General features: G+C 69.4%; 11 protein-coding genes and 5 pseudogenes. 11 read left to right on the top strand and 5 right to left on the bottom strand.

The annotated features are described in order from the left end of the window. Window positions 1–11: 11 nt before the first annotated feature. The 6 genes and pseudogenes from ACWD1U_RS36275 to ACWD1U_RS36250 form a co-directional block, all read left to right on the top strand. Window positions 12–98: pseudogene (locus ACWD1U_RS36275) on the top strand (hypothetical protein); the annotation flags it as partial. A 54-nt stretch (window positions 99–152) separates the two neighbouring features. Continuing rightward, a complete protein-coding gene (tal, locus tag ACWD1U_RS36270; protein WP_451113624.1) occupies window positions 153–1,733 on the top strand; it encodes a transaldolase in 1,581 nt (526 codons plus the stop codon). Window positions 1,734–1,910: 177 nt separating this feature from the next. Further along, the gene (locus ACWD1U_RS36265) at window positions 1,911–3,203 is read left to right on the top strand and encodes an IS256 family transposase (protein ID WP_451113623.1); all 1,293 of its coding nucleotides are present in this window, start codon (window positions 1,911–1,913) and stop codon (window positions 3,201–3,203) included. A gap of 74 nt (window positions 3,204–3,277) precedes the next feature. Further along, window positions 3,278–4,054 carry a hypothetical protein gene (locus tag ACWD1U_RS36260; RefSeq protein ID WP_451113622.1) on the top strand — a complete coding sequence of 259 codons (777 nt, stop codon included), beginning with the start codon at window positions 3,278–3,280 and terminating at the stop codon, window positions 4,052–4,054. 54 nt (window positions 4,055–4,108) lie between these two features. Continuing rightward, window positions 4,109–4,573 (top strand): hypothetical protein, encoded by a 465-nt coding sequence (locus ACWD1U_RS36255; protein ID WP_451113621.1) that lies wholly within the window; start codon window positions 4,109–4,111, stop codon window positions 4,571–4,573. Further along, window positions 4,525–5,584, top strand: a pseudogene (locus tag ACWD1U_RS36250) (Tn3 family transposase); the annotation flags it as partial. The gene ACWD1U_RS36255 and the pseudogene ACWD1U_RS36250, both read left to right, overlap by 49 nt. Window positions 5,585–5,589: 5 nt before the next feature. Here the strand turns inward: ACWD1U_RS36250 and ACWD1U_RS36245 are convergent. Both ACWD1U_RS36245 and ACWD1U_RS36240 read right to left on the bottom strand, forming a co-directional pair. After that, window positions 5,590–5,754: a hypothetical protein gene (locus ACWD1U_RS36245; RefSeq protein ID WP_451113620.1), complete on the bottom strand. Its 165-nt coding sequence runs from the start codon at window positions 5,752–5,754 to the stop codon at window positions 5,590–5,592. Between the two features lie 371 nt (window positions 5,755–6,125). Next, a complete protein-coding gene (locus tag ACWD1U_RS36240; RefSeq protein WP_451113619.1) occupies window positions 6,126–6,503 on the bottom strand; it encodes a hypothetical protein in 378 nt (125 codons plus the stop codon). A gap of 790 nt (window positions 6,504–7,293) precedes the next feature. Here ACWD1U_RS36240 and ACWD1U_RS36235 point away from each other — a divergent pair. Next, window positions 7,294–7,419, top strand: coding sequence for a hypothetical protein (locus ACWD1U_RS36235; protein WP_451113618.1), 126 nt, complete (start codon window positions 7,294–7,296; stop codon window positions 7,417–7,419). Between the two features lie 369 nt (window positions 7,420–7,788). After that, window positions 7,789–8,787, top strand: coding sequence for an IS481 family transposase (locus tag ACWD1U_RS36230; RefSeq protein ID WP_451113617.1), 999 nt, complete (start codon window positions 7,789–7,791; stop codon window positions 8,785–8,787). 9 nt (window positions 8,788–8,796) lie between these two features. On the opposite strand, the pseudogene ACWD1U_RS36225 reads toward ACWD1U_RS36230, so the two are convergent. Then, window positions 8,797–9,656 (bottom strand): annotated as a pseudogene (locus ACWD1U_RS36225) (IS5 family transposase). Window positions 9,657–9,894: 238 nt separating this feature from the next. Here ACWD1U_RS36225 and ACWD1U_RS36220 point away from each other — a divergent pair. Together ACWD1U_RS36220 and ACWD1U_RS36215 are read left to right on the top strand one after the other, a co-directional pair. Continuing rightward, a complete protein-coding gene (locus tag ACWD1U_RS36220) occupies window positions 9,895–11,130 on the top strand; it encodes a GAF domain-containing sensor histidine kinase (RefSeq protein ID WP_451113616.1) in 1,236 nt (411 codons plus the stop codon). A gap of 364 nt (window positions 11,131–11,494) precedes the next feature. Further along, window positions 11,495–12,475 (top strand): annotated as a pseudogene (locus ACWD1U_RS36215) (IS5 family transposase); the annotation flags it as partial. A 238-nt stretch (window positions 12,476–12,713) separates the two neighbouring features. On the opposite strand, the gene ACWD1U_RS36210 reads toward ACWD1U_RS36215, so the two are convergent. Next, the gene (locus tag ACWD1U_RS36210; RefSeq protein WP_451113615.1) at window positions 12,714–15,755 is read right to left on the bottom strand and encodes a hypothetical protein; all 3,042 of its coding nucleotides are present in this window, start codon (window positions 15,753–15,755) and stop codon (window positions 12,714–12,716) included. A gap of 170 nt (window positions 15,756–15,925) precedes the next feature. Further along, window positions 15,926–16,159, bottom strand: coding sequence for a hypothetical protein (locus ACWD1U_RS36205; RefSeq protein WP_451113614.1), 234 nt, complete (start codon window positions 16,157–16,159; stop codon window positions 15,926–15,928). A gap of 70 nt (window positions 16,160–16,229) precedes the next feature. On the opposite strand from ACWD1U_RS36205, the pseudogene ACWD1U_RS36200 reads away from it, so the two are divergent. Then, a pseudogene (locus tag ACWD1U_RS36200) lies at window positions 16,230–16,471 on the top strand (hypothetical protein). Window positions 16,472–16,771: the final 300 nt, after the last annotated feature.

Raw genomic sequence — 16,771 nt, 5'->3', positions numbered from 1 at the left:
CGGTCGAGCACCTGGCGTCGCTGCGCGCCATCCCGGGCCTGAACATCGTCCGGCCCGCCGACGCCAACGAGACCGCCATCGCCTGGCGCGAGATCATCCGGCGGCACACCACTGTCCCGGCCCCGCACGGTCTCGCACTCACGCGTCAGGATGTGCCGACGTACGAGCCCAATGACGATGCCGCCAAAGGCGGTTACGTCCTGTTCGAGGCCGACGGCGGCAAGTCGCACGTGGTGCTGATCGCCACTGGTTCGGAAGTACATCTGGCAGTGGCCGCCCGGGAGCAACTCCAGGCCGAAGGCATCCGGACCCGAGTCGTGTCCATGCCGTCGGTCGAGTGGTTCGAGGAACAGGACCGGGAATACCGGGACAGCGTTCTGCCGCCGAGCGTGAAGGCGCGTGTCGCGGTGGAGGCCGGGGTCGGCCTGACGTGGCACAAGTACGTCGGGGACGCCGGCCGCATCGTCTCCCTGGAGCACTTCGGCGCTTCGGCCGACGGCAAGGTCCTCTTCCGCGAGTTCGGCTTCACCGCTGAGGCCGTGGCCGCCGCCGCTCGGGAAACCCTCACCGATCGCACAGCAGGAGACGCGCCTTCCGAGAATGACGACTCGCTCAAGCGTCTCACGGAGGCAGGCGTCGCGATCTGGCTGGACGACCTGTCGCGCAAGCGGCTCACGTCCGGCAACCTCGCCGAGCTGATCGAACAGCAGCACGTCATGGGCGTCACCACCAATCCCACGATCTTCCAGCACGCGATCGGTGACGGTGGCGACTACGCCGACCAGCTCCAGGACATGGCCCTGCGCAGTGTCACCGTCGCCGAGGCCGTCCGCCTGCTCACCGCTGCGGACGTGCGGGAGGCCGCCGACGTCCTGCACCCGGTCTTCGACACCACCGGCGGCCGGGACGGGTGGGTCTCCATCGAGGTGGACCCCCGGCTCGCCCACTCCGCGGACGCGACGATCTCCGATGCCAAACATCTCGCCTGGTTGATCGACCGTCCCAACGTCCTGATCAAGATTCCGGCAACCAGGGCGGGTCTCCGGGCCATCACCGAGGTCATCGCTCTCGGGATCAGTGTCAACGTCACGCTGATCTTCTCGCTGGAACGCTACCGAGAGGTCATGGAGGCATACCTCACGGGCCTGGACAAGGCGCGCGACAAGGGCCTCGACATCGACCGGATCCACTCGGTGGCGTCCTTCTTCGTCTCCCGTGTCGACACCGAGATCGACAAGCGGCTGGACGCCCTGGGCACCCCGGACGCCAAGGCACTGCGCGGCAGGGCCGCCATCGCCAACGCCCGTCTCGCCTACCAGGCCTACGAGGGGGTCTTCGGCTCCGCCGACGGGGCGACGCCGCCCTCCGACCGCTGGAGCGCACTGGAAAGCGTCGGCGCCAACAAGCAGCGGCCGCTCTGGGCGTCAACCGGCGTGAAGGACCCGGCGTACAAGGACACCATGTACGTCGATCAGTTGGTGGCGCCGAACACAGTGAACACCATGCCGGAGGCCACCCTGGAGGCCGTCGCCGACCATGGTGAGATCACCGGCAACTCCATCGCGGGCACCTACGAGCAGGCCCGCGCCGACCTCGACGCCGTCGAGAAGCTGGGCATCTCCTACACCGCTGTCGTCCAAGGGCTGGAGACAGAGGGCATCCGCAAGTTCCAGCAGTCCTGGGACACCCTGGTGAGCACCGTCCGCGGCGCCCGGCCACGCCGTGACGGGTGACGTCCCCTGTGCGTACGCTCGCTGCCGGTGGTCAGCATGAAGGGCAGGGAACGGCGTTGTCACGTACCCAACAACGTGACAACGCCGCCGAAGCCACTTCCGTGCCCGGCAGCCACGCACCCGGCGCTGGGGACTGTAAATCGTTCGGTGTAACTCCCGATCATGGAAGATGCATCGATGACCAGTGAGAACGTGGCCGAGCACGAGGCCGGCGAGTCGGCAGCGGCTGTGTCGGCGAAGGCCGTGGATGACCAGCTGATCGACGAGCTGGTGGGCCGAGCCCAGGCCGAGGGTCTGCAGCTGACCGGTGAGGGCGGGCTGCTGCAGCAGCTGACGAAGCGGCTGCTGGAGTCCGCTCTCGAAGGCGAGATCACCGACCACCTCGGCTATGACAAGCACGATCCGGCGGGCAAAGACGGTGGCAACTCCCGCAACGGCAAACGCTCCAAGACCGTGCTGACCGAGGTGGGGCCGGTGGAGACAGCTGTGCCCCGCGACCGGGACGGTTCCTTCGAGCCGAAGATCGTCAAGAAGCGGCAGAAGCGCCTGACCGGCGTCGACGAAATGGTGATCTCGCTGGCCGCGAAGGGTCTGACCACCGGTGAGGTCCAGGCCCATCTGGCGGAGGTCTACGGCGCCGAGGTCTCCCGGCAGACCATCTCCACCATCACCGACAAGGTCCTCGAGGGCATGGCCGAATGGCAAAGCCGACCCCTCGACGCCGTCTACCCGGTGGTCTTCATCGACGCCATCCACGTGAAGATTCGAGACGGCGCCGTGGCCAACCGGCCCATCTACGTGGCCCTGGCCGTCACCACCGAGGGTCGGCGCGAGATCCTGGGCCTGTGGGCCGGCGACGGCGGTGAGGGGGCCAAGCACTGGCTGCACATCCTCACCGAGATCAAGAACCGCGGCGTGGGTGACGTGCTGATGCTCGTCTGCGACGGGCTCAAGGGCCTGCCCGAGGCGGTGGAGACGGTCTGGCCGAGGACGATCGTGCAGACCTGCGTGGTGCACCTGCTGCGGAACTCTTTCCGCTATGCCGCCCGCCAGGACCGGGACAAGATCGCTCGGCTCCTCAAGCCCGTCTACACCGCTCCGACCGAGGAGGCTGCCCTGGACCGGTTCGCGGAGTTCGCCGACGCCTGGGGCAGGAAGTATCCGGCGATCGTCAAGCTGTGGGAGAACGCGTGGGAGGAGTTCACCCCGTTCCTGCGGTTCGACACCGAGATCCGCCGGATCGTCTGCACCACCAACGCGATCGAGTCGGTCAACGCCCGCATCCGGCGAGCGGTCAAGGCCCGCGGTCACTTCCCGAACGAGCAGGCCGCCCTGAAGTGCGTCTACATGGCGATCATGTCGCTCGATCCCACCGGCAAAGGCCAGGCCCGCTGGACCATGCGCTGGAAGACCGCGCTGAACGCCTTCGACATCACCTTCGACGGCCGGCTCTCAGCGGCCCGCCAGTAACCATCAACCACCCAGTTACACCGCTCGTTTGACAGACCCTGCAGTGGGTACGGGACGGACTCGCCGACCCCGAGGTGCTGCGTCGGGCCGCGACCTCCGCCCACCCGCTGCTCCGGCGCGCCGCCGCCCAGAGCCCCCACCTGCCGCCCGACCTGCTGCGCCTACTCGCACACGTCGAGGACCCGGTGGTGGAGAACCTCCTGGGCATTCACCACCCCGACACCCCGGAGGAGGTCCTGATGCGTGTGTTCGCGCGGCTCGGCGGGACGTTCTCCGCCTGGATGGCGGAGACGCACCCTCGCTTTCCCCGCGAGGGCCTCGCCGCCCGCTACGCGGACAACCCGGACGGCAACTACCGTCGGCTGGCTGTCCGGGACCCGGCCGCCACGCCCGCGCAGATCGAACGGCTCAGCCATGACCCCGAGGTCTGGACGCGCCAGGCGGCGGCCGGCGACCCGCGCCTGCCGCTCCAGCGCCTCCGCGAGGCGCTCCATGTCCCCGAACTGGCCTCCAGTGCGGGCGCCAACCCGGCGCTCCCCGAGGACGAGATGGCCACCGTCCTGGACCGGGCCGGTGTTCCGGGAAACCCGGCCATACCGAGTGACATCGGTCCTTGCCATGCACGACATCTGTCGGCCACCGTTCCACCTGTCCTTGAGACTCTGACCAGCGCAGATGCCGACCGAGTGGAAGGTGCCTACGTCACCAGCCCCACAGAAGCGACGTGCCGGACGCAGGCGACCCGCCCTTCGTGCCCCTGGTACCCCTTGGCGACAGCGTCCCCGTCCTGCTGCACCCAGTTTGTCGCTGCTTTCTTGGCGTGTCTCACATTCCTCAACTCCCGTGATTAGGACATGGCGTTAGCAGTTGATGAGGGTCGCGTCGCGGACGTACCGTCCCGCCGCGTGTTGGTGCACTTCTTCTCTGCCGAGGGCTGGCAGTCCTGGGGGCTCGATGGCGAGCCGTTGATCCCTGAGCGGATGCCGGTGCTGTTCGACGACTTCCTGTTCGAGGACGAAGGCGGCCCGCGGGCGACGCGGGCGGTGAACGCCTGGCTTCGTACGCTGCCGTCGAGCGGGGCGCCGTCGCCGAATTCGTGGCGGGCGTACGCGCTGGCGGCCGGGGACTGGCTTACACATCTGCGCCGGCACCGTGTCGCGGTGTTCGGTACGCGGCCGGAGCTGGTGGCCGCGCTCGGTACGTACGCGGACTGTCGGCTGTCGGGGCCGTTGGACGAGCGGCTGGAGCTCTCGTCATGGGAGTTGCAGGTCACGGCGCTGAGCCGGTTCTACGACTGGGCCGAGAGCGAGGGCCTGGCCGCGCGGCGAATGCACGGCTCGTCGAGGCCCAGGCCGCCGTGCCCATCGTGAAGTACTGGGGCGAGGGCCTGCTCGCCTCGGTGGACGGACTACGGTTCGTCGTCCCCGTCCGCACGGTCAGCGCGGCGCCTTCGCCGAAGTATTTTGGCTTCAAGCGGGGCATCACCTGGCTCAACGCCGTCAACGACCAGGTCGCGGGCATCGGGCAGATGGTCGTCCCGGCACCCCGCGCGACTCCCTGCACCTCCTGGACGCCCTGCTCAACCTCGACGGCGGAGTGAAGCCGGAGATGGTGGCGACCGACAAGCCTCGTACTCCGACATGGTGTTCGGCCTGTTCAAGATCCTCGGCTACAACTTCAGCCCCCGCTTCCGCGACTTGGACGACCAGCGGTTCTGGCGGGCCACCCTGCCCGGCGTCGAGACGGGCACGTACGGCGCGGTGGAGGATCTGGCCCGTAACCGCGTGAACCTGAACAAGGTGATCACGCACTGGCCGGACATGCTGAAGGTCGCCGGGTCCCTGGTCACCAACCAGGTCCGCGCCTACGACCTGCTGCGCATGTTCGGCCACGAGGGACGCCCCACCCCGCTGGGGCAGGCATTCGCCGAGTACGGGCGGATCGCGCAGACCGAGCACCTGCTGCGCGTGGTCGACCCGGTCGACGACACCTACCGCCGGCAGATGAACCGCCAGCTCACCGTGCAGGAGTCCCGCCACAAGCTCGCGCGGGACGTGTGCCACGGCAAGCGCGGCACCATCCACCAGGCGTACCGCGACGGCATGGAGGACCAGCTGGGCTCGCTCGGCCTGGTCCTCAACGCCATCGTGCTTTGGACGACCCGCTACATCGACGCCGCCGTCGCCCAGCTGAAGGCCGAGGGCCACGAGATCCGGGACGAGGACATCGCCCGGCTCTCCTGGCCGGGAGTCGCACGGGTGGACCGTGCAGCAGGGTCGGGAAGTCGATCCGGCACGGGTCCATCGCGCGTGCGCGCGTTGAGCGGTCCCAGAAGTCCCAAAATCCTGCGGGCATCTCATAGCGAAGCAGGTGAGGCGTAGGCACATCACGAGTCGTCCCCCAGGAGATGGGCCATCACGGCACGGGCCGTCCCTGAGAACGTGCCGCCGATCGCGGCCAGGGCGCCCTTCTTCGCGAAGTCGGCACGCGGGTCCGGCGTCTGCTGCTGGGGCGCCGGCACCTGCTGCTGGTCGCGCTGCTCGTTGCTCACTGCTCCTCCAAGGGCTGAGGTGGGGAGGCGACCATCGACGAGCGGGGGGTTAGCCCCGCAAGGCCTCCACCCCTTCTCGCGGTCTCGCGCAGTGGGGGACAGGACCGGACACGAAAATCCCCGCACCCCTGACCGGGGAGGGGGTCCCCTTGGAGCTAGTGAGTCGATAGCCCGGCCGACTGGTGCGCGCGCGTGCGCGCGTTGGGGGGTCCAGAAAGTCCAGAAACCCCGGCGTTGGCTCGGCAGTGGGGGTTGGGCAACACAGAGGCCCGCAGCCGGGTGGCTGCGGGCCTCTCTGGTGCGTTTGGGCGGTCAGGTCTGCCGTGCGGTCTGCGCCGCCTGCTGCACCTAGCTTGTGATCGCGGCCAAGGTCACAGATACACGCGAGAAGAGCAGGTGTCTGAGCCCCAGTCGTCCTCGCAGACGCGGAACGAGGAGAGGGAGTCCCCTATGTTCTGTCGGCCGCATCCGGAGGCTGCGCCGTTGCCGTCCCACACCTGGCCGTGGCCACCGGTGTTTGTCCAGTATTCGGCGTAGACGCCGTTGCCGTCCGATTCCTTGTCACACGCGACCAGGTCGCCGTAATCGTTGTATGCGTAATCGGAGCCTTCGTAGACAGTTGCAGCGAAGGCCGGTGATGCAGCCAGCATCAGCGGCCCTACGGCCAGAGCGGTGACGATGCCTACCCGGCGCGCGGCTTCCTTCACTCGCATGGTTTCTCCCCTTGTTGCCACGACCGCTTCGGTCATGAACGGTTAGGCAGTGAAGGACCAACTATCCGCGAGGGAGGTTAAGTTCAGCGTAATCTCGCTCCGAAACTGGCCAGGGTGCCGGGAGGGGGAGAAGCCTGCCGCCGTGGTGGCTGAGGGGCGGAGCGGGTCAGCTGCGGCGGCGGGCAAGGAGCACGTCCACGCACCCGCCGGGGAGGTCGACTGTCCAGTCGAAGTCTGCGAGCGTCACGCCGTGGCGGCCGGCGCCAGTGAGCATGTCCGCGAGCAGCTGCTCCGCGGCTGAGAGTTCGTCGTCGGTCAGGGGCGTTGCGCGCTGTACGGCTGCGATGCGGTTTCAATGCGGACGAACAGCGGTCCGTCGGTGCGCCCTTCGGTGGCGAGGGCGGCAAGCAGTGCGCGGTGGCCCGTACCGGGCAGGTGGCGGGGTTGGAGCCGTAAGGCACGGCCACCTCGTCGTGCCGCTTGAGCTTGCGCCGGTAGACGGTCACCAGGAGCCCGTCCTCGGTCTCCACGACGTCGTCCAGGTCGAGCGCGGTCAGCTCTGAGACGCGGGCGGCGCAGGCGTAGCCGAGCAGCAGCAGCAGCGCGGCGTCTCGCTTCCCGAGGAGCGTCTCCCGGTCGAGGGTGGCGAGCATCTCCCGCAGGGCGTCCGGGGTGGCGGGCGCGGCCTTCTGGGGCCGGGCGGCTCGGGCCTTGGTGATGGCCAGGCGCTGGCGGTAGCCGGAGAGCACCTTGCGGGCGCCCTTGGTCTCTGGGGCCGGGAGCGCGGCGGCCTTGTGCGCGGTGCGGATCGCGGCGAGTGCGCTCGATGCGTGGCGACAGGGGCAGGCTCAGGTGCGCCACGTACTCGGTGATGGTCTCGGGGGTGGCGGGCAACGGCCGGCGGCCGACGCGCGAGCACCAGGCGGTGAAGGCGTCCATGTCGGCGGAGTAGGCGCGGCGGGTGGAGTCGGGGATGCCGGCCTGGACGGCCTGGACGGCGGCGGCGGTCAGCTGCCGGTCGGTGTCGGCGGTCTCCGCGGTGGCGGCGGCACGGACGGCGATCTCTGACACGGTTCCCCCAACTGTCCATCCTGGCTTATGAGAACGAACAGTTATCAAGAGCCAGACGGGAACGGACGGGAACGGACGGGACATCGGGTGAGATGAGGACCTGCGGCGGGCCCGCCTCACTACGGGGAGGAGCGGTTACAAGCGTCAGCCTGACCCAGGTGAGCCAGGTCTCGGTTGAGGGATCTTGAACGGGTGAGGGCCTTCCGGGTTCGGTGTGGATTGCGACGTCTACACCGACCGAAAGGCCCTCGTGCCCCACCGTAATGCACCTCTGACCGAGACCGGACGGCTGCGTCTGGCCCGCTGCGTGGTCGAAGACGGCTGGCCCCTTCGCCGGGCCGCGGAACGCTTCCAGGTCTCACCGACCACGGCCCAGCGCTGGGCCAACCGCTACCGCACGCACGGCGAGGTTGGCATGGCCGACCGCTCCAGCTGCCCCCGCACGAGCCCGACCCGCACTCCGACCAGCACCGAGCGACGGATCATCAAGGTTCGCCTGCTGCGCCGGTGGGGACCGGCCCGCATCGCGCACTTCCTGCACCTGGTGCCCTCGACCGTGCACCGCGTCCTGACCCGCTACCGCCTGGCCCGCCTATCCCATCTCGACCGGGCCACGGGCCGCGCCGTGCGCCGCTACGAACGCGACCGGCCGGGCGAACTCATCCACGTCGACATCAAGAAACTGGGCAACATCCCCGACGGCGGCGGGCACAAGGTCCACGGCAGGGCCCAGGGCAGCCGCAACAGCTCCGCACACCGCGACCCCGCCCGGACCCGCACCCGCCACGGCCGCCCCAACCTGGGCTACAGCTACCTGCACACCGCCGTCGACGACCACTCCCGCCTCACCTACAGCGAGATCCTCACCGACGAGAAGAAGGAGACCGCCACCGGCTTCTGGAGGCGGGCCCACGCCTTCTTCGGCCGGGCCGGCATCACCGTCGAGCGGGTGCTGACCGACAACGGTTCCTGCTACCGCTCACGCGACTGGCGCGACGAGCTGGCCCGGGCCGGGATCACGCACAAGCGCACCCGGCCCTACCGTCCCCAGACCAACGGAAAGGTTGAACGCTTCAACCGCACACTCCTCGACGAGTGGGCCTACGCCCGCCCCTACCGCTCAGAAGCAGAGCGCCGGGCCGCGTTCCCGCAGTGGCTGCACACCTACAATCACCACCGCGGACACACCGCGCTGAAAGGGCAACCACCCGCCAGCCGCGTCCCCAACCTCACGGGTCAGTACAACTAGGGTCCATCTTCAAACGGATCTTGCCCAGAGCAGGAACGAAGCGAGAGAGACCGCTGCCTCGTAGGAGGTGGCGGTCTTGTCTTGTCGTATCTGGTCGCGATGCCGCGGAAGCCCTTGAGCCGGTTGAAGCAGCGCTCGACGGTGTTGCGGCGGCGGTAGGCCTCCGGGTCGAACCCGGGTGGCCTACCGCCTCGGCGGCCCCGGTTCATCCGGTGGCGCTGCTGGTCGGCCTTCTCTGGAATGGTGTGTGCGATGCCGCGTTTGCGCAGGTAGGCACGGAAACCGCGGGAGCTGTAGGCCTTGTCGGCGATGACCTGGTCGGGTCTGCAGCGGGGTCGGCCCGGGCCGGTGCGGGGAACACGGATCCGTTCCAGCAGGGCTTGTACGCAGATGCTGTCGTGGCGTTGGCCCGGCGTCAGCAGGATCGCGAGGGGGCGGCCTCTGCCGTCGCAGGCGAGGTGGATTTTGGTGTCCGCCCCGGGATCGGCCAAGGGCGTGATCGTCCGGTTCGTCCGCCCGGTGCCGCCCCCTTTTCGGCCGGCGGCGGCGTGCTGGTGGGCGCGGAAGATGGTGGAGTCGATCTGGGCCGGCCAGTCGATGTCCCCGGCCGCATCCGCCTGGGCCTGGGCCTCCTGCAGGGCCCGGGTGAACACCCCGTCCAGGTCGTAGCGGCGGAAACGGGTGTAGACCGTCTGCCACGGCCCGTGGCGTTCCGGCAGGTCAAGCCAGGAGATCCCGGTACGGATCTTGTAGACCATCCCGTTGATCACCCGGCGGTCCTCCACCCGCGACCGACCCGTCGCGGCCCGCGGTATCAGCGGAGCGAGCAACTCCCACTCCTGGTCGGTGAGTTCATGACGGCGTACCACCCCACCATGATCTACTACCCGGATGATCTTTGAAGACGGACCCTAGCCCGCCAGGGCTGAGGGCACGCCGACCCTGTGCGCCTACGAGACGGCGCCGTGGTGGCCGGCACCGTGTCGGCACCGTCCGCGCCTCACCCGCAAGAGGGCACCCGTCGGGTGATCCGCACGTCGGCTCCGTGGCCGCGGGTGTCGTATGGGGAACGATCTTTTGACCCCACAGGCAGGAAGGACGGCCATCGTGGCCAAAGCATCGTTCCCGGTAACCGCTGATGAGCCCGAGCGTCTGCGAGTCCTGCAGCGGTACGGCATCCTGACGGCACCGGTCCCACCGGACCTGGCGTCGATCGTGGAACTCGCCTCCTATGTCTGCCAGGTCCCTCATTCGGTGATCAACATCATGTCCGCCGAGCACGCCAACCTGATCGCCGCGGTCGGGTTCGAACCGACGGTATGCGCCCGCAGCGACTCCATGTGCGCGGTCACCATCGTCGAGCCTGCCCCCGTGTTCGTCCCGGACGCCAGGCTGGATCCCCGCTTCGCGGACAACCCCTGGGTCAGTGGTGACCTCGGCGACATCCGCTTCTACGCCGCCTCCCAACTCCGCACCCCGGAAGGACCAGTCCTCGGCACCCTCTGCGTGTTCGACACCCAGGTCCGCCAGCTGACCGCCTCGCAACGCGGCGCGCTGGACAAGCTGGCCCGCATGGTCGTCGACGTCCTCGACCTGCACCGTCACCAGACACTGCTTCATCAGGCACTGCAGGCCGCCGATGCGGCACGCTCCGAACTGGAACGCTCCAACCGCGCCCTGCAGCAGTTCGCCGGACAGGTCAGCCACGACCTCAAGAACCCGCTGACCGGCATCCTCGGCCACGCCGAGAACCTCATCGACATTTCGGCGATCGCCAGCGACCCCGACGCCTCCTTCTGCGCCCAACGGGTCATCAGCTCCGCACACCGCATGCGCACCATGATCGAAGATGTGCTCGCCCTGGCCAGCGCGGGCGGACAACTCCACCTCGAACCCGTCGACCTGAACGCCCTGGCCCACGCCGTCGTCGAGGACCTCGACAGTCCCATCCGCACCCACCGCGCGCGCGTCACCGTCGAGAACCTGCCCATCGTGATCGCGGATGCGACGCAGTTGCGCGTGCTGCTCCAAAACCTCGTCAGCAACGCCCTGAAGTTCCGCAGAGCCGACCGTCCTTGCCGGATCGTCATCACCGCCGGAGCACATGGGCACGGTTGGGACATCGCTGTCGTCGACAACGGCCGCGGCATCCCGCCGCAGGACCGGCAACGTGTGATGGACCTGTTCACCCGTGTGCACCCGGACGTCGAAGGCTCCGGCATCGGACTGGCCACCTCCCAGCGGATCGCCACCGCACACGGCGGCGCCCTCCGCCTCGAAGAGACACCCGGCGGTGGCACCACCGCTGTGCTCACCCTGCCCACTGGCGCCACTCCGAACTGACAGCCGCTGCCGCCCCAGATGGTGCTGGGCCAGCACGGAGGCGCCACACGATGCCACACGTATCGCCGCAAATCCCTCTTCCCTCTCGGCCGCAGACGTGGAAGAAGGAGGGGCGGCTCCGTCAGAAGGTGGAAGTCGGCACAGCCACCGTCGACGACGCGGCGGCGGTTCCCGGAGTCGTCGCCCCGTGTCGGCGCCCTGACCCGGCAGCGCTGAAGGATTTGCCCGCCCGGCCGTCGCAGACGGCGGGGCAGCGCGCAGCGTCTGCCCCGGTACCGGGCGGGCCGCCGGTAGGCCGTGCAGCTGACGTCGACCGTCAGGCCGTAGCTGGCCGTACCGGCAGGGCGGCCGCTGGGGGAGGGCGCGGCGCGCGCTGCGGAGGGTCCGGCGGGCCCGGTCCGCGTCGACTCCTGAGACCCAGCAAACCGTTCCCTACCAGTTCGAGGGGGTGATCTGGCGGTTCAGGACCGGCGCGCAGTGGCGTGAGATGCCGGGCGAGTTCGGGCCCTGGCCGACCGTCTACGGACGCTTCCGGGTCTGGCGGAACGCCGGTGTTTTCACCGCCCTGCTGGAGGGTTTGATCGCCGAAGCCGCCCGTCAGGGCAAGGTCGACCTATCCCTGGTCAGCGTGGACTCCACGACCGTCCGTGCTCACCACGACGCCGCCGGGCTGATCGTCGGCAAGGAGGTCATGGAGGCTCTCGAGGAAGTTGCCGCCGAGGAGGAACAGGCCCGGTAAAAAGGGGTCGCGAAGCGGAACAGAACGGGCGTGACGGAGGAAACGAGCCCGAGCGGACCGAACGCCGACGCGTCCGCCGCCGACGCAGGCTCCGCCTGAAGGAAGCCCTGCTCGGCAGGTCCCGTGGCGGACTGACCAGCAAGATTCACCTCGCTGCCGACCGCAAGCGCCGGCCTTTGTCATTCGTGCTGACAGCCGGGCAGGCCGCGGACAGCCCGCAGTTCGTCCCCGTGCTGGAGAAAATCCGCGTCCGTCTGCCGGCAGGCCGGCCCCGCACTCGGCCGGGCGCGGTCGCCGCGGACAAGGCGTACTCGTCCCGCGCCAACCGCGCCCACCTGCGCAAACGCCGCATTCAAGACGGTCATACCGGAGAAGAAGGACCAGGTGGCCAATCGTAAGAAGAAGGGCAGCCGGGGTGGCCGTCCCGTCACTTTTGACGCCGCTCTTTACCGTGATCGCAACGCTGTCGAGCCACTGATCAACCGGCTGAAGGACTGGCGCGGCATCGCCACACGCTTCGACAAGACGCCCGAGAGCTACCTCGCCGGCCTCGAACTGCGCGCCTCGATGATCTGGCTCGGAGATCTCCTGCAAGCAGCCGATTGATCACGACATCACACAGGCCCTAGCCTCACTGAACCGCTCCGGGTTCGGTAAAGAGCGGGTTGGTCCCGTTGCAGGTGGAAGGTCATGACTGTGTGCAGGCTCCACCTCGCCGCGTGCTCCGGGAGCCCGGTCTGCAGGAGAGCGAGGTGCCGGCGCCGCTGCGCCTCCTCCGACCCCCGCATGTGCGCTTCCCACCGTCGCCTGACATGCCAGCTTTAGCCATGGCTTCGCAATGTTCTCACCCGATCGTGCCGCGGCGGGACCGGAGTGGCAGGACGGGCTCCAACCGGGCCCGTACCTCGTCGAGCCGGTCCCTTCGGGGCCGGGGGCGGGACGTCTGCCGCGCGGGGATCTGGTCCAGGGGTTGGAACGAGGCCTGCCAGTCTTTGGTGAAGTGGATGACGCCGTGCAGCACTGGTGCCTGCGCTTCCGGGGACGTTGGAGTGTAGGGCAGGGGTGGAAGGGCGGGCGGGTGGAAGCCGGGGCCGTGCGCGTGCTGGAGGTCGTCGGCGCGCGCGGCGAGGGCGTCGGCCGCTGCTTGCCGGAAGTGTGCGTAGGTTTCGGCCGCCGTGGATCCGGCGGGTAGGAGGACGAGCAGCCGGGACGGGGGGACCAGGCGCACGGCCTCGGTCAGTTGCCAGAGCGCATCCGGGTTGCTGCCGCAGGCGGGAATCAGTACCAGGTGAGCGCGCGGGAGGGCTTCGGTCAGGACCTCCTTCGCGCCATTTCGCGGCAGCGGGAGGCGGAGGACGCCGGGCAGTTGGGCCATGTCGTCCGGGCCGCACGTGGTGACGAGGGGCCCGTCCGGGTAGAAGATTACATCCAGCTCCCGTTCTAGGGGGACGCCTTGGGACGTCCGGGGGGCCGCGTCGCCGGGGCCCGGGCGCAGGTAGAGGATGCAGGGTTCACGGTCCAGGTCTTCTGGGGAGAGCGGGACGCCGAGGATTTCTTGCGTCCTCCTGTTGGTCCACAGGGCCGGGCCGACCACGCCGAGGATGCCGGCGAGGGCGACCCACACCAGGTGTTCGTCCTGTCCACTGCGGTGCAGGAGGAAGCCGAGGATGGCGCAGGCCCCGACGGCGTGGCCCATGACGCTGGCCCATTTTTTGGCGGCCTCCTCGAGGGCCCGCCTGGTGTCCGTCGGCCTGCCGACTTCCGGGATCGCATGTTCCGACGGGAGCGAGCCGCGTAGTGGGCGGAGGAGTCTGCCGAGGTGTCCTTCCGCCGCGGCGGGTTCCGGCGGGTGGCCCAGCGCGGGCCGCAGCCGTACGCGCATGCGCTCGCGCGCCGCGCGGCGCGGCGTGCCGCCGCCGTACGCGGTCGTGGGTTGGAGGTCCAGCAGGCGCGGGCTCCAGTCCGGGCCGAAGCGGATGACGGCGCGTGGAGCCGGCCCCGCCCTGCATCCCGGTCCCGCCGGGCGGTGCGGCAGGGCCGGGAGGCGGGGCGGGGTGAAGGCGGGTCCGTGCACGGCTCGCAGCTCCCGGTCCCGTCGGGCGAACTCCTTCTGCGCCGCCAGCCGGAAACGGTTGTACTCCCTCGCGCTGTCCTCGCCGGAGGAGAGAACGAGCAGCAAGCGGGACGGCGGCAGCAGCCGTACGGCCTCCGTCAGCTGCCAGAGCGTCTCGGGACCGGCGCTCGTGGTGGGGATCAGGACGAGCCGGGCGTGCGGGAGCGCCTCGGAGACGCTGTGCTTCCAGCCCTCCGTCGGCAGCGGGAGGACGGCGCTGCCGGTCAGCGCCGCCGTCTCGTCCCAGCGGCCGGCGAAGACGAAAGCCCCATACGGTTTGAGGAGCGCCTTCAGTTCCCGCTCCTCTGCCAAGGACGTGTCGACGGGCGGGCGCCCCCGGTCGGGGAAGGGGCGCAGGTACAGGATCGGGGTCTCCCTGGCGAGGTCGGCGGGGGAGCGCGGGCCCGTGCGTAGCCGGAGGGGCTTGGTGAGGTGGTACAGCACAGAGGAGGCGAGGAGAGCGGCTCCGACGATGCCCGCAGCCTCGCCGATGCTGAGGAGGCCGGAGCCGACACCGTAGACGACGAGGGCTGCAACCAGGCCGACGTTGTGGGTGTGCCACCGCCTGGCCTCGCCCGTTCGCGGGTCGGCCCGGGATGCCGCCCCTTCGTCGGCCCCCCTCCCCGGGCCTTCCTTCTGCTGGGCCCGGCTGGGCGGGAGCAGTGGGGTGAGCTCGTCCGGCCGGCCGCCGCAGGGCGCCCCGCCTTCCGGGAACACCACCTCTGGGTAAAAGTTCCCGAGCCGTCCGACGTGCACTGCCGTTCGGGCGAACCCCAGCAGGAACAGCCCCATGCAGAGTGAAAACGCGAGCGTCTCGGCGGGGAGCCAGCCGTAGTACTGCTGTTTCCAGTAGTAGAAGAGCACCGCGAGCACCGCGTATCCGACGAATGCTCTGGCCGTAGGTCCGTGGTCCACCGTGCCGGCGCGTACGGCCACTCCCGGCAGTTGGCGTTCCAAGCGTTCCAGCAGCGGATCGATTTGTCGCCGCACCGTCGCGCGCAGGCGGGCCCGGTGGGTCGCGCCCCGCTCCGCGGCGGGGTCGAAGCACACGAGCTCCGGCGTCCAGTCGTCGCCGAAGCGGACGACTCCCAGGAGAGGTGTGCGCCGCGCCGGCTTTTGCGGCAGCCGCGGCCCGGAGTACGGGGGGAGGGCGGGTGGCGGGGGGAGTATCCCGCCCTCGCGGCACAGTTCGGCGGCCCGGCGGGCGAAGTAGTCATCGGCCGCCCGGCGGAACCGCTCGTAGGCATCGCCGTCGGTCACCAGCAGCAGCAGCCGACAGGGCGGCAGGAGCCGTACGGCTTCGGTGTACTCCCACAAGGTGCCCTCCGCCCGCTTCGGGTCTCCCGCTATGCCGGCGACGATGAGCACCTGCCGGGCGCGCCGCATGGCGTCGCCGACCCCCCGCTTCCAGTTCGTGCTCGGCAGGTAGAGACGCGTAGCCCCCGGCAGCGGGAACGGCTCGCCGGGGCGCCCGACGGCGACCACCCTCCCGAAGCGCCGCAAGAGGTGGACGATCCGCTCCTCACCGGTCAGGAAGTCGTCCACGCCGCCACCATGGAAGATCCGGAACCAGGAGAACCACGCTCCCTTGCCGAACAGCGGCCGCACGCGGAACAACGCGCCGTCCTCGTCGAAGGGCCGCAGGTAGAGGACGTATGTGAGGTCCCTCAGTTCCGCCCAGTCCTCCAGAACGGGCAGGAGGCCCACAGCCATTTTCCGCCGCAGCAGTACCAAGGCGCCCGGCCCGCTCACCAGGATAGCGATTCCCAGCACCCACAGGACCACCGTCTGCCAGTCCACCGCGCCCAGTTGGGCATGTCTGACGATGTTCGTCGGAAGCGTGACAAGAATCACTGCCGTGCACAGCGCCCCCCAGTAGAGCCCTGTCGCGGATATCAGGCCCTGCAGCCTGCGGAGCGCATCCCTCCGCGGATGGCGCGACATCAGCATTCGGTCAGTTCCGCGGCCACGCCTCCGATGATCATCGGGATGCCTGCCGCCATTGCCGTCGCCATGGAGGCGTTGAATAACTTTGGGGTTCGGTTGTGGTTGACACCGCAGAGCGCCGCGAAGTCCGCCACCCGTGGCAGACAGTCGGCACCGCGCGCGCCGCAGTCAAGGAAGCGCACTTGGCGCGGCGCGACGGTCGTTGAAGATTTCCTCGCTTCTTCCCGCACGGAGTTACAGGTTACTCACTCAAAGTCGCCCATTGGAGGGGTTCGGCCCACTCGGTGCGCTGCAGCGCGGATGGCCTCGGTGACCGACTTCCCCGACGACTTGGTGCAGACGCAAGCCGCCTGGAACGCCACCTACGACGCGCTCGCCGCACCCCGCCCCCGCGCGACACCACCGCCCTGCGCCGCCGCCTGCTACTCCTGTCCGTACGGTTGTGGTGGCGCCCCTACGGGGAGAGCGTCCCCTCGGTGCCGACGGCGCGCTCCGAGCTCCGGCAGACGACCCGCGCCCGGCGAGCCGTCCGGGCCGCGTGACAGGGACGCCCCGGACGACCAGGAGCACGAGGTTGCGCCAGGGGTTGCGCCTATAGGGTGCGCTGGATGTTGCGCCAAGGGTTGCGCCTACTGTTGCGCACCCCGCAGGGAGCACCCCCGCGTCCATTCAGGTCACCACGCGGTTTCGCCTTGGTCGGCTCGCTGACACCCCCGTTGCGGCCGCTCTGCCCATGTCCCTTGGCTGGAGTGAAGGAGTAAGGGACGGGAGGGATGGGCGGTGCGGCCGCGGCCGGGAACCGGGGCGCACAGCCGGTTGCGCGTCGGCCGGGCCGCCGCGCC

This window comes from Streptomyces sp. NPDC002788 (genome assembly GCF_053592115.1).
The sequence above is the reverse complement of the archived record's forward strand: the minus strand, read 5'-3'. Positions and strand labels throughout refer to the sequence as shown.